At 61.2% G+C, this 13,029-nt stretch carries 14 protein-coding genes; 7 read left to right on the top strand and 7 right to left on the bottom strand.

The window, feature by feature from the left end; genetic code table 11:
* The 6 genes from VIR09_RS12075 to flhD form a co-directional block, all read right to left on the bottom strand.
* On the bottom strand, positions 1-540 hold a 540-nt coding region (locus VIR09_RS12075; RefSeq protein ID WP_332013090.1), incomplete at its 3' end, for an Hpt domain-containing protein.
* A gap of 29 nt (positions 541-569) precedes the next feature.
* Positions 570-950, bottom strand: coding sequence for a response regulator (locus VIR09_RS12070; protein ID WP_332013089.1), 381 nt, complete (start codon positions 948-950; stop codon positions 570-572).
* Positions 951-952: 2 nt separating this feature from the next.
* A complete protein-coding gene (motB, locus tag VIR09_RS12065) occupies positions 953-1,945 on the bottom strand; it encodes a flagellar motor protein MotB (protein WP_332013088.1) in 993 nt (330 codons plus the stop codon).
* Positions 1,946-1,956: 11 nt separating this feature from the next.
* On the bottom strand, positions 1,957-2,832 hold the full coding sequence (motA, locus tag VIR09_RS12060) for a flagellar motor stator protein MotA (protein WP_332013087.1): 876 nt from the start codon (positions 2,830-2,832) through the stop codon (positions 1,957-1,959).
* 118 nt (positions 2,833-2,950) lie between these two features.
* Complete coding sequence (flhC, locus tag VIR09_RS12055; protein WP_332013086.1) at positions 2,951-3,532, bottom strand: flagellar transcriptional regulator FlhC; 582 nt, start codon at positions 3,530-3,532, stop codon at positions 2,951-2,953.
* 32 nt (positions 3,533-3,564) lie between these two features.
* The gene (gene flhD, locus VIR09_RS12050; RefSeq protein ID WP_013393369.1) at positions 3,565-3,888 is read right to left on the bottom strand and encodes a flagellar transcriptional regulator FlhD; all 324 of its coding nucleotides are present in this window, start codon (positions 3,886-3,888) and stop codon (positions 3,565-3,567) included.
* Positions 3,889-4,319: 431 nt separating this feature from the next.
* Between flhD and VIR09_RS12045 the strand changes: the two genes are divergently transcribed.
* The 7 genes from VIR09_RS12045 (at position 4,320) to VIR09_RS12015 (ending at position 11,392) form a co-directional block, all read left to right on the top strand.
* Positions 4,320-5,075 (top strand): RNA polymerase sigma factor FliA, encoded by a 756-nt coding sequence (locus tag VIR09_RS12045; protein ID WP_332013085.1) that lies wholly within the window; start codon positions 4,320-4,322, stop codon positions 5,073-5,075.
* A gap of 168 nt (positions 5,076-5,243) precedes the next feature.
* Complete coding sequence (locus tag VIR09_RS12040) at positions 5,244-6,848, top strand: methyltransferase regulatory domain-containing protein (RefSeq protein WP_332013084.1); 1,605 nt, start codon at positions 5,244-5,246, stop codon at positions 6,846-6,848.
* 254 nt (positions 6,849-7,102) lie between these two features.
* Complete coding sequence (locus tag VIR09_RS12035; RefSeq protein WP_332013083.1) at positions 7,103-8,824, top strand: flagellin; 1,722 nt, start codon at positions 7,103-7,105, stop codon at positions 8,822-8,824.
* Positions 8,825-9,164: 340 nt separating this feature from the next.
* A complete protein-coding gene (locus tag VIR09_RS12030) occupies positions 9,165-10,070 on the top strand; it encodes a hypothetical protein (protein WP_332013082.1) in 906 nt (301 codons plus the stop codon).
* Positions 10,071-10,417: 347 nt separating this feature from the next.
* Positions 10,418-10,777, top strand: coding sequence for a type II toxin-antitoxin system RelE/ParE family toxin (locus VIR09_RS12025; RefSeq protein ID WP_332013081.1), 360 nt, complete (start codon positions 10,418-10,420; stop codon positions 10,775-10,777).
* Entirely contained in the window at positions 10,774-11,094 is a 321-nt protein-coding gene (locus VIR09_RS12020; RefSeq protein WP_332013080.1) for a helix-turn-helix transcriptional regulator, read from the top strand. Before VIR09_RS12025 ends, VIR09_RS12020 begins: the two co-directional genes overlap by 4 nt.
* Before the next feature lie 103 nt (positions 11,095-11,197).
* Positions 11,198-11,392, top strand: a complete 195-nt coding sequence (locus tag VIR09_RS12015; RefSeq protein WP_332013079.1) for a YjfB family protein — start codon at positions 11,198-11,200, stop codon at positions 11,390-11,392.
* 172 nt (positions 11,393-11,564) lie between these two features.
* On the opposite strand, the gene lpdA is transcribed toward VIR09_RS12015, so the two are convergent.
* The coding region (gene lpdA / locus VIR09_RS12010; protein ID WP_332013078.1) for a dihydrolipoyl dehydrogenase at positions 11,565-13,029 on the bottom strand (1,465 nt) is incomplete at its 5' end.

Here is a 13,029-nt window from a genome sequence, read left to right as displayed (position 1 = left end):
CCGCACGCGCAACGGCAGGCTGCCGGTTTCCGCAGCCGGCACCTGCGGCGCGGATTCGGGCGCCTGGGCCACGGCCACCGGTGCAGGGATCGGCGCCGGAGCCGGAGCAACCGCGGGTGCGGATGCGGCGGCGGGGTCCTTATGCTCCAGCGCAAGCTGCCTCAACACGGCGCAAATACGCTCAAACACGGCTTCATCGGGCTCTTCGGAGGCCCGATAGGCATCCAGTTGGCTTTTGAGCACGTCTTTCGTTTCCAAGAAAATATCGATCATGTCCGTGCGCAGCGCCATTTCGCCGCGACGGATCGCATCCAGGAGGTTTTCCAGCAAATGGGTCGTGCCCGCGAGCTGCGTGAAGCAGCCGAACGTCGCCGCCCCGCCCTTGATCGAGTGGGCCGCGCGGAAAATCGCGTTGAGCTGTTCGATGTCGGGCGCGCCCACATCGAGCTCGAGCAGCAGCTGCTCCATCTGCGCGAGCAGCTCGTCCGCCTCGTCGAAAAAGGTCTCGTAAAACTGACTGAGGTCCAAACCAGAACTCATGACCCGTACGCCTTCAAAAATGAACCTGCTTACGCGCCGGCCTGCTCGTCGAGCAGTTCAGACGCCAATTCCACCAGCACATCGGGGTCGACCGGCTTGGAAAGCCAGCCACAGACCCCCAGATCCCGGGCGGCCATCTTGCTGTCCACATCGTCCTCGGTGGTCAATACCAGCACCGGCACGTCCAGGTACTGGTCTTCCTGGCGTAAACCCTGAATCAGCTCCAGGCCGCCCATGACCGGCATATTCCAATCGCTGACCACCAGGTCGACCGGATGGCGCCTGGCCATTTCCAGCGCTTCCTGGCCGTTGCCGGCCGTCAAGACCTGCCAGCCCGCGCCCGTCAACGTCGCCTGGACGATCATGCGCATCGTCGCCGAGTCGTCCGCCACAAGAATCGTTGCCGCCATTGCTATCGAACCCCTTCCGCGGGCGGCTTGCTCTCCGCCTCGCCTGGTTTGGTTGCCGTCGTGGCCTGGGCCGCGGCTTGCGCCGCTTCCACTGCCGTTCCCACCTCGCGGGCATCCTTGGCGCTGACGTCCGCGGCTGCGGCGTTCTCGTTTTCGATGCGCCGCTGAGTGCTCTGATTGAGCACCACTAGGCTGATACGTCTATTAACGGCCGCATACGGGTCATCTTTAACCAGGCTCATGCTGGACGACAGCCCCTGGATGCGCAGGACCTTGCTTTCATTCATGCCGCCGGCCACCAGTTCCTGCCGCGACGCGTTGGCGCGGTCTGCCGACAGCTCCCAGTTGCTATAGGCGCGCTCGCCGCGCGCGTATTGGGATGCGTCGGTGTGGCCGGAAATGCTAACTTTATTGGGCAATTCGTTCAGGACCGGCCCCAATTCCCGCAGGATGTCGCGCATGTAGGGCTGCACGTCCGCGCGGCCGGTCGCGAACATCGGACGGTTCTGGTTGTCGATGATCTGGATGCGCAGGCCTTCGGTCGTCAGGTCGATCAGCAGCTGCGGCCTGAAGCTTTTCAGGACGGGGCTGGTCTCGATGACGTTCTCGAGCCGCTTTTTCAGGTTTTCCAGGCGATGCTGCTCGCGGCGCTCGGCGTCGCCCATCGGCTGCGCCTCGACGCGGTTGCCCTGCGCGCGACGCACATCGCCTTCGCTGCGCAAGGGGTCTTTGCCGCCGCCCGGCACCGCGCTGGTCTCGGCCGAGCTGCTGGGTCCGCCGGTGATGGCGACGCGCAGCGGCATGCGGAAGTACTCCGCGATGCCCTTGAGCTCTTCGCGCGGCACAATGCTGATCAGCCACATCACCAGGAAGAACGCCATCATCGCGGTGATGAAGTCGGCGTACGCAATCTTCCAGCTGCCGCCGTGATGCCCGCCGCCATGTCCGCCCTTCTTGCGGCGGATCACCACGCGGTGATTGTTTACCGTGCTCATGGCCCGCTCCGTCAGGCCTTGCCGGTGGCGGTGGACTTGGCTTGCCGGACGTGTTCTTCCAGTTCACCGAAGGTCGGGCGCACGGCCGAGAACAGCACCTTGCGGCCAAACTCCACCGCCAGTTGCGGCGGATAGCCGTTCATGCTGGCCAGCAGCGTGGTCTTGATGCATTCCAGCACCTTGGTCGCTTCGTCGCTGCGGCGATCGATGCGCGAGGCCAGCGGACCCACGAAGCCGTATGCCAGCAGAATGCCCAGGAAGGTGCCCACCATGGCCTTGGAGATCAGGTCGCCCAGAATCGCCGGAGGCTGGTCCACGGCGGCCAATGCCTTGATCACGCCCAGCACCGCCGCCACGATGCCGAAGGCCGGCAGGCCGTCGGCCATCTGTTGCAAGGCGCGCACGGGCACTTCACGCTCATGGCGGTAGGTCTCGATTTCCTCGTCCATGAGCGTCTCGATTTCGAACGAGCTCATGTTGCCGCTGATCATGATGCGCAGGTAGTCCGTGATGAACTCCATGAGCTTGGCGTCTTTGGCGATGCGGGGATACTCGCTGAAGATCGGGCTGGACTCCGGGTCTTCGATATGCGACTCGATGGCCATGAGGCCCTCGCGGCGCGCCTTGTTCAGCAGCACGTACAGAAGCGCCATCAGCTCCATGTATACGTCCTTGCCATAGCGCGAGCTTTTCAGCGAGTCGGGTAGCGCGGCCTTCACCAGCATCAGCGACTTCTTGCTGTTGCTGGCGAGGAAGGCCCCGAAAGCCGCCCCGAAGATCAGCGTGAGCTCGAAGGGCTGGTATAGCGCGCCCAAATGGCCGCCCAGCGCTATGAAGCTGCCGACGACCGACACGCCCACCACGAGAAAACCGATAACAATCAACACATCAGGCCCCTGCCAACGAAGTCTAAAACCGGCGTCAATGATCCCCTGTTATCCCCGACCCAAAAAGGCGGGTTACGGGGGGTTTTCCAGGGCTTTTGATGTATTTGGATACCGCCGGTCAGAGCCGGGCGGTGTTCGCAACGGGCGCGGGACGGGTGCCGGCGCGCGCCTTGGCCGCGGCGCGCGTCTTGCCGGCGCGGGGTGGCGGCCGGCAGATCGCGCACACGAAATCCGACTGGGGATCGTGGGCGTGGGCGATGAAATGCCCCCCGCATTGGCGGCAGGCAGACATTTGCAGCATGCCGCTATCGAAGAACCGCACCAGCATCCAGGCGCGCGTGAAGCTCAGGACGGGCTCTGCGCCTTCTGCGGCATCCGTGCCGGCGTTTTCGAGATAGAGGCGATAGGCGTCGATGGTGGCGCGTATGCCCTTGCTGCTGGTGCGCGTATTCAGGAACGAATACACGTTATAGAAGAGCGAGGAATGGATGTTCGGCAGCCAGGTCATGAACCAGTCAACCGAAAAAGGCAGCATGCCCTTGGGTGGCGAGCAGCCGCGGATTTCGCGGTACAGGCGCGCCAGGCGGTCATGGCTGAGGCTGGTTTCAGCCTCCAGCACCTGCAGCCGGGCTCCCAAAGTGATCATGGAGCTGGCAAGCAGAATGTCATCCGCTTCCTGCGAAACGCTCTTGGTGGCCATTACACGTGTTTCCGGATGGAATGATCAGGCCGTCAGGCCAATTCTTCGACAGGCTGCTTGGCCAGCAGGATGGTGGCATGCGCTTGCTGCAGCGCACCACCCAGAACGTCATGGGTCAGGGCGGACAGCAGGCTGTAGTCATCGAAGCGGAAGCGGCACAGCAGCGAGCTGGAGCTTGCAAGCTTGACCAACTGCGCCGGCGAAAGGCGCATGAGGATGTCAGCAACCTCATTGCTGAATCCCAGGCGGAACATCGACGCCGCGTAGTCGTCGCGCAGCATGCGCTGCGCCAGTAACAAATAGGACAGATTCACTTCGCGAATGTCTGTCAGCAATGAATTTTCGACTTGTTGCACGCCCAACTCCCTATTCCCTATCCCGCCGATGGGGGCTTGTGTAAGCAAAAACACCGGAACTCCGCTGCCTTTGCATCCGATACATCCTGCTTTGATGCGAAATGTATCATTTGTTCGCAATTTAAGTAAAATTTACCACAGCTAATGTCATTTTCTATGACTTATATGACAAAAGTTTGTTGATGTTGCGCAACTTGCCGCTTTCGATACACCTTGACATATAAATTCCATACGAATTTACGTCAATTTGCCAAATAAGCATTCAAAACATTGCGTACTTTGAGGAATGAAACGCTGTTGTTTGCCGACAATGGCAGCTTGCAGATCACTAAATCCAGCTAGCTTTAGCGCAGCCGCGCGTTTGTCGACAATGTCGCAAATTGACAACAATCGACAATGCGTCACGATGGACACCGCCCGACATTCCCGCAATGCCCCACGCAGATGACAGCCTGGTCGAATATGCCCCGCTAGTGCGGAAGCTGGCCCTGCAATTGCTCGCCAGGCTTCCCGCCAGCGTAGAACTCGACGACCTGATACAGGCCGGCATGATCGGCCTGCTCGACGCCGTGCGCCGGTATCAGGAGACCGCCGACGCCCAATTCGAGACCTATGCCACCACCCGCATCCGCGGCGCGATGCTGGACGAACTCCGCGGCCAGGATTGGCTGCCGCGCAGCGTGCGCGCCAAGGCGCGCAAGATCGAACAAGCCATCCAGCAGCTCGAACAACGTTTGATGCGCGCCCCGAGCGAAGCCGAGATCGCGCAGCAGCTGGCCATGCCGCTGGACGAATACCAGACGCTGCTGCACGACGCCCAGGGCGTACAGATCGTGCATTACGAAGATTTCGCCACCGAGCCCGACTCCGCAAGCGGCCAATCGGACTGGGCCGCCACCCTGAACCATGGCGCGGCCGGCGGCAATCCGCTGGATTCACTTTTGGCCGGTGATTTCCGCCAGGCCCTGATCCACGCCATCGACGCCCTGCCCGAACGCGAGAAGCTGCTGCTGTCGCTGTGTTACGAGCAAGGGCTGAACCTGAAGGAAATCGGCGCGATCCTGAATGTGACCGAGGCGCGGGTTTGTCAGCTCAGGTCGCAAGCGACGGCGCGGATACGCGCGAAGCTGAAGGAACAGGCGTGGCAGGAGTTGCCCCTGGAGGGGCAGATTGCGCAGGTGATTTAGTCCGAGAGCTGGACAGCGGCGCCATGCCTTGCCTGGCGGATATCCGACCGAATTTCCACCCTATTCCGCCCATTTCCCGCGAACCATTGCGGGTAGCCTGCAACATTCATGACTTGAACCGCCCATGATGAAGACGTCGGTTCAGCCCCATCAAGCCCAGGAATTCCCATGTCCGACACCGATGTGCTCAACCAGGTTCTCTCTGACGCCTACGACGAGACCCCCTATCAATCGAACGCTTTCTCGATCAGTGCACCGGGACGCTTGCGCGCGATCGCAGCGTTGTATGGACTGAGCGCCCCTCCGGTGGAGAGCGCTCGCGTGCTGGAGTTGGGATGTGCCGCCGGGGGCAATCTGCTGCCCTTCGCAGTCGCCCACCCGGACGCCCACATCGTCGGCATAGACCTGTCGCCCCAGCAGGTCGAGGCGGGACAATCCATCGTCAAGGCGATGGGGCTGCAGAATCTCGAACTACGGGCCATGAGCATCACCGACATCACCCCGGAATTCGGCCAGTTCGACTACATCATCGCCCACGGCGTCTTCAGTTGGGTGCCTCCCGAAGTACGGCAGGCCATTATGCGCGTTTGCCGCGAAAATCTGACGCCTGAGGGCGTCGCGTACATCAGCTACAACACGTACCCGGGCTGGAAGGCATCGGACATCGTCCGGGATGCGATGATTCTGAATAGCTTTGGCGCCAATAGCCCGCAGGAACGCCTTAAGCGGGCCAAGGATGTGCTTGGCATGCTGGAACATGGGCTATCCAGCGGCAATCCCATGGGCACGGCCTTGCAACAGGCCGTGCGCCAACTGCGCAAGCACTCCGACTACTATCTGATGCACGAACATCTCGAAGCGGTCAACGCGCCGTGCTACTTCCTAGAGTTTGTTGCCGCGGCACAGGAAGCAGAATTGGTATATCTAGCCGATGCCGAACCTCAGTCGTCAATAGCATCCAACTTTGGTGACAACGTCGCTGTCTTGCATAACGCCCTGTCCGCTGATGCGCCGCGTGAGATGCGCGAACAGTACCTGGACTTTGCTATCGGCCGTCAATTTCGCAAGAGTCTTCTAGTCCATGCAGACAGGGCGGGATCCATACTCGAACAGCCAGAAGCCAATGCCTTCGAAAACATGCATCTGGCCGCGCGACTGATCGCACATAAGGGACCCGCAAGTGCCCGCCAAAAGGAACGTCACTACCACACTGCAACGGGAGCCGGCATCGGATCGAACGAGCCAACTTTCGTCGCCGTTGCCGAGGCGCTACGGGAAGCCTGGCCCCAGCCCCTGGCTTACAGCGCACTATTGGGTGCCGCCAGAGCGAAGGTGAAAAAAACTACGCCGCAGAATCAACTGAACGAACTGGTCCTCAATCACTTGGTGACTCTGCTTAGCGTCAATGCGCTCGAATATCGATTTGAGCGCGTCGCTTATGATGCAGCGGCGCCCAAGCCTCAGTGGATCCCTGGACTGGAACATCTGCAGCAGCGCGCTGCCAACGGTAATCTGCCTGTAGGGCTTTACAACCTGTGGCATCAGCACGTCCAACTTCCCAAGGATGAAGCAACTCGGTTCATCATCAGCAAAGTCGACGGCGAGAATTCCACTGCAGATCTGCGCACGCTGGTTCGCGACGCTCTGGCGGCGGGAGACATCGCACACCCTTCTGGCAAGTCCATGAAACGGGTCCGCAATCTTGAACCGGTGGCCCAAACCTTGCTGAACGACGTGCTGGCCGGTTTGCGGAATCAAGGGTTGCTACGATGAGCGACTGTCATATTCAATCCTAATCTGTAACACACTGACGGAGGCCTTGAGCTTCCGTTTCATTGAGAAGCCCCCTCAGAAAGGTCAGAACAATAAATCATGCGGCCTTCGCATATTTGGCCTAAAGATTGGTTTGAGGCTGTCGTTATCCTGGCAACGGAAGAGTTTCAGCAACAACGTCGATACCTTCCCGTTACAGTTGGGCGGCCTAGCTGCCCGGTTTGAAGAAGCCTTTCTCTCTTGGGAGCCTAAACATGGCTGCAGTCATTAACACCAACTACCTGTCGCTGGTTGCTCAGAACAACCTCAACAAGTCCCAATCCGCTCTGGGCACCGCCATCGAGCGTCTGTCGTCGGGCCTGCGCATCAACAGCGCCAAGGACGACGCCGCCGGTATGGCCATTGCCAACCGCTTCACCGCGAACGTCAAGGGTCTGACCCAAGCCGCCCGGAACGCCAACGACGGCATCTCGCTGGCCCAGACCACGGAAGGCGCATCGGCTGAAGTTAACACCCACCTGCAGCGCGTGCGCGAATTGACCGTGCAAGCTTCCAACGGTAGCTATTCGCAAGAACAGCTGGATTCGATGCAGGACGAAATCAATCAGCGCCTGTCCGACGTCAATCGCATCTCTGAACAGACCGACTTCAACGGCGTGAAGGTCCTGTCGGCCTCGGCCAAGCCGCTGACGCTGCAAGTTGGCGCCAATGACGGCGAGACCATCACTCTGAACCTGTCGGAAATCAGTGTCAAGACGCTGGGCCTGGACGGATTCAACGTGAATGGCTCCGGTGTAACGCAGAACCGCAGCGCTACCGTTACCGACATCATCTCGGCGAAGGGCACTGAAACCTCGGCGGGTTCGGGTATTTACAATGTCACGACGACCCACACTGCCGTGACAGCGGAACAAGCTTTCAATAAGCTCGCCAATGGCGATACCGTCACGAATGGTACCAACGTCTACACCTACAACGCCGAAAAGGGCAACTTCACGTACACCAAGACCGCACTTAACACTACGGCTAATGCGGCGAAAGATCTCGGTAACGCGCAAGTGCCCACTACGGGTACCGTGAAGGGCGTTTATACCAATAGCTCCACGTCTGCTGAGTTCGAGGTCGATTCGACCGGCAAAGTGACGCTGAATGGTCAGCAAGCATATCTGACCACTACGGGTGTCCTGACCACGAACGACAAGGGTGGCGCAGTGGCTACTCTTGGCAACATGTTTGACACTGTCTCGAAGCAAACCGTGGCCGGGACTTATGACAATGCTGGAGCCAACGTCACTGTTGGCGGCGTGAAGTTCACGCAAAGTGCCGCCGCCGCCGCAACTGCCGGCCTCCAGTACACGGCAACCGCCTCGAAGGACACAGTCCTAAACTTGGCCAAGGCAACGGGCACCACCACTATTGACATGGGCTCTGGCATCTTTGCAGCCAAAATCACGCTGACCGATGGTACGGCCAAGGCCGTAGCTGGCCCCCCTGCCGTTGCTGGCACGTTCCTTGACGCTAAGGGCAATTTCACCAGCGTTGAAACGTTTGACACCGAATATACGGTCAACAAGGATACCGGCGAGATCAAGGTTTCCGGCGGCACCGGCACGGGTGACTATGCCCCCAAGGTCGGCGAAACGGTCAAGGTTAACAGCCAAGGCCAATTGACCACGGAAAACACCAGCAAGGGCACCAAGACCGGCGACCCGCTGAAAACCCTGGATGCTGCCTTCAAGGTCCTGGACAAGCTGACCGGTGAACTGGGTGCCGTGCAGAACCGTCTGGAATCGACGATCGCCAACCTGAACAACGTCGTGAACAACCTGTCGTCGGCTCGCTCGCGTATTCAAGACGCGGACTACGCCACGGAAGTGTCGAACATGTCGAAGGCTCAGATCCTCCAGCAAGCCGGTACCTCGGTTCTGGCGCAAGCCAACCAAGTGCCGCAAACCGTTCTGTCGCTGCTGCGTTAATCACGCCGCAACGCCTGACGGTCGGGTAGACGCAGAGCCGCAAGGCTCTGCCCTCCCGGCACCGCACGAGGGCCCTCACGCCCTTGTCGAGACAAACAAGCCGGCATATGCCGGCTTGTTTCTTTTTGGGGAACGCGTCGCTTGCACTTCCCGCCAGCCCCGCCTGAACACTTCCCGGCCATGGCGGCAACACCGCACAAGGCAATTTCGGCGTGCTGCTGATACTCCAGCCATCCGAGTCCCAATCAAGCCCATTTTTTTCAGACTATTCCCCTTTTTCACTCCCCCCAATTGCCTCATACTCGCGACTGCACGTTTTTGTATCTATAGTTTTCATAACATGACCGCGACGCCACCCGATCCACTCGCTACGCAGCACGGCAGCACCCCGGATCCCGATACCCAGGCGCCGATGGATGAGCAGACCCTGCGTCTGCGCGAAGAGAACCGCGCCTTGCGCGAATTGTTGGTGGCGCAGGCGCAAGCCGGCCCTGCTCCGCAGGAGCCCGGTCCGCTGCGGCGGCTGTTCTGGTGGTTGATTTCCGCGCCTGGCGCTGCGCTGGTCGGCTGGCGCGCCTTGGTGGGACGCGAAGACGCGCGGCCGATTACCGGCAAACGTGTGGGCTATGCCACGCTGACCGTGCTGTATACGCTGGCGATCTACGGCGCGCTGGTGCTGTTGGTGGTGTCGTGGAATTCGCCGAATACGACGGTTTCCGGCGCCACGGCTGCCGGTCCGGTACGGGTACCTCTGACTCCCGTTCCGACCCCGCATGCGGAAGCTCCGCTCGGTCAGCAAGAACTAAGCTCGGTGGCAGTACCAGTACCAGTACCAGTGCCTGTTCCGGGTCCGGATTCCGGTTCGGCTTCGGGTTCGACTTCGGGTTTGGCTTCGGACCCGCACTCAGACTCGCCGGCATCCCAACCTGAGCCCAACCCCAAGCCAGAGCCGACGTCGACGGAATCGCAACCTGCCCCGTCCGCGCAGCCCGAGCATGCAGCCGCGCCGCGCCCGGCAGCGAACACGGCGGACACGGCAACCGCTACACCCAGGTCTACCCTGCGCGTAACCGAGATACCCGCCGAAGACCCCATGGCCTGGGTCGGCGAGCTGAGAAACGAGTTGACGCGTTGTGCAACGCTGGGCTTCTTTGAACGTCCCGACTGCGCCTGGGCCGCGCGCAAGCAATTCTGCGAGCCCAACCACGCATGGGGCATCATCAAGGAATGCCCAAACCGGCCGTGAAGGCGCGGGCCTGCAGGTAAGACTCCTGTTTGCGGACACGCCTACTCAGCTCGAGCCTGGGTTGAGCTGAGCGTGGCCTGGGCCAAGCCTGCAGGCACCCACACCGCAACAAACAACAGCCCCGCTTCTTGCGCGAACGGTGCTGAAACCATCCCTGTCGGCCACCACGCCAGACTGCGAACGCCTATCCTGCCTGCTGCCCCCCGTCTTACGCCCGCAGCCATGGCAACACGCGTCCACATCCTTTTTCCGCGCCTATCTACGCGCAGCAGGCCGTTCGGTCCAGTCTTTCACGACTCGGCGGGTGGTGGAAGGTGCTTGCCTTCTATATCTGAACGGATATAATCATGAACAGAAAGCTGCTGTACTGGGAAGGTTCAGCCAAGAAAGACTTCAAGAAATTCCCGATCGAAGTTCAGAAGGATCTGGGCGTGGCGCTGTTCGTCGTCCAGTTGGGTGGCACACCGGTCGCGGCCAAGCCGTGGAAGGGATCGGGTTCTCGGGTATATGAACTGGTCGATGACTACCTTGGCGATACCTTCCGGGCGATCTATACCGTGCGACTGGGCGACGCCGTCCATGTGCTGCATGCTTTCCAGAAGAAGTCCAAGCGCGGCATAGCCACGCCGCAGCCGGACATCGAGCTCATCGAGCAACGCTTGAAGGCAGTATTGGCCCGGCACTCGTCCGACAGGAGTAAGCAATGACACGCAAAGACCATTCCCCAGGCACCGACAACGTCTTGCAGGACCTCGGTTTCGAGGATGCCGCGGAATTGTCGGCCAAGGCGGCATTGGCGCTCAAGCTCAATGAACTGATCGATCAGCGCGGGCTCAGCCAGATCGAAGCCGCTACGCTTACCGGCATGACCCAGCCCAAGGTCTCCCAGATTCGCCGCTACAAGTTGCAGAACATCTCGCTGGAGCGCTTGATGCGAGCCTTGGTGTCGCTGGATCAGCATGTCGAGATCGTGGTGGAGCCGGCGCGGCGGGCGCATGCGCCGGGCATTACCGTTGCCGCGTGAATATCGGCTTTCACAGGCCAGGATTCCCGTGCATTAAGCCGCAGTCCACGCGATAATCCCGTGTCGGCTTGAACCGCCTTCCACACACTAGGACATCCCGAGCATGGACGCTTCGATCAACAGTACCGTCAACAACGCCCTGGCTTTGCAGGACGCGAATGTCATGCAGGAAGTGCAGGCTCGCGTGCTGAAGAAGGCGCTCAATGCGCAGGCAGATACGGCCTTGACGCTGATGCAGTCGCTGCCCGTGCTGGCCGTGGACGCCACGCTGGGTTCGCGCATCGATACGCACGCCTGAAGCACGCGCAGCAAGACTGGTTTTTCCGCTCCCGCTACGCGATTTGCCATCCATATAGCGACGGCCGTTACGTTAGCGGCGAACGAGCGATAAAAAGCGCCGGACCCCATGCAGGGCCGGCGCTTTTACTTTGCGCGAACAGATGGCCGGCCGCGGGCGGCCGGCCCGCGCCTTACTTCTTCTTCATCGGCGGCAAGTCGGTGCAGACGCCTTCGGCGACTTCGGCCGCCATGCCCACCGACTCACCCAGGGTCGGGTGCGGATGGATGGTCTTGGCGATGTCGACGACGTCGGCGCCCATTTCCACGGCCAGGGCCAGTTCGCTGATGAGGTCGCCGGCATGGGTGCCGACGATGCTGCCGCCCAGGATGCGATGCGTTTCCGCGTCGAAGATGAGCTTGGTGAAGCCTTCGTCGCGGCCATTGGCGATGGCGCGGCCGGAGGCGGCCCAGGGGAACACGCCCTTCTCGATCTTGATGCCCTGCTTCTTGGCTTCGTCTTCGGTCAGGCCGACCCAGGCCACTTCCGGATCGGTGTAGGCCACCGACGGAATGACGCGGGCGTCGAAGAAGGACTTCTGGCCTGCGGCGGCTTCGGCGGCGACGTGGCCTTCATGCACGGCCTTATGCGCCAGCATGGGTTGACCGACGATGTCGCCGATGGCATAGATGTGCGGCACGTTGGTGCGCATCTGGCGATCGACCTCGATGAAACCGCGGTCGGTCACGGCGATGCCCGCCTTGTCGGCGCCGATCTTCTTGCCATTGGGGCTGCGGCCCACGGCCTGCAGCACCAGATCGTAGCGCTGCGGCTCCTTGGGAGCGCCCTCGCCTTCGAAGCTGACGTAGATGCCGTCCTTCTTGGCTTCCGCGCCCACGGTCTTGGTCTTCAACATGATGTTGTCGAAGCGGTAGGCGTTCTTCTTCTGCCATACCTTGACCAGGTCGCGGTCGGCGCCCTGCATCAGGCCGTCCAGCATTTCCACCACATCCAGGCGCGCGCCCAGCGTGGAGTACACCGTGCCCATTTCCAGGCCGATGATGCCGCCGCCGACGATGAGCATCTTCTTGGGCACTTCACGCAGCAGCAAGGCGCCGGTGGAGTCGACGATGCGGTCGTCCTGGGGCAGGAACGGCAGCTTCACCGACTGGCTGCCGGCGGCGATGATGGCCTGCTTGAAGCGCAGGGTCTGGGTCTTGCCGTCGGCGGCCTTGACCGTCAGGTGGTTGGGGTCGGCGAACTCGCCTACGCCGTGCACCACGGTGACCTTGCGCGCCTTGGCCATGCCGGCCAGGCCTCCGGTCAGCTTGGCGACCACGCTGTCCTTGTAGCCGCGCAGCTTGTCCAGGTCGATCTTGGGCTCGCCGAAGCTGATGCCGTGAGCGGCCAGCTCGCGGGCTTCGTCGATGATGGCGGCGTTGTGCAGCAGCGCCTTGGACGGAATGCAGCCCACGTTCAGGCAGACGCCGCCCAGCGTTTCGTAGCGTTCGACCAGGACCACGGACAGGCCCAGGTCAGCGGCGCGGAAGGCGGCGGAGTAGCCGCCGGGGCCAGCGCCCAGCACCAGCATGTCGTACTCGCCGTCGGCCGAGCCCTTGAAGCTGGCCGCGGCGGGCGCGGCGGCCGGAGCCGCAGCA

Source organism: Achromobacter sp. (assembly GCF_036567245.1).
Taxonomy (GTDB): Bacteria; Pseudomonadota; Gammaproteobacteria; order Burkholderiales; family Burkholderiaceae_B; genus Achromobacter.
The sequence above is the reverse complement of the archived record's forward strand: the minus strand, read 5'-3'. Positions and strand labels throughout refer to the sequence as shown.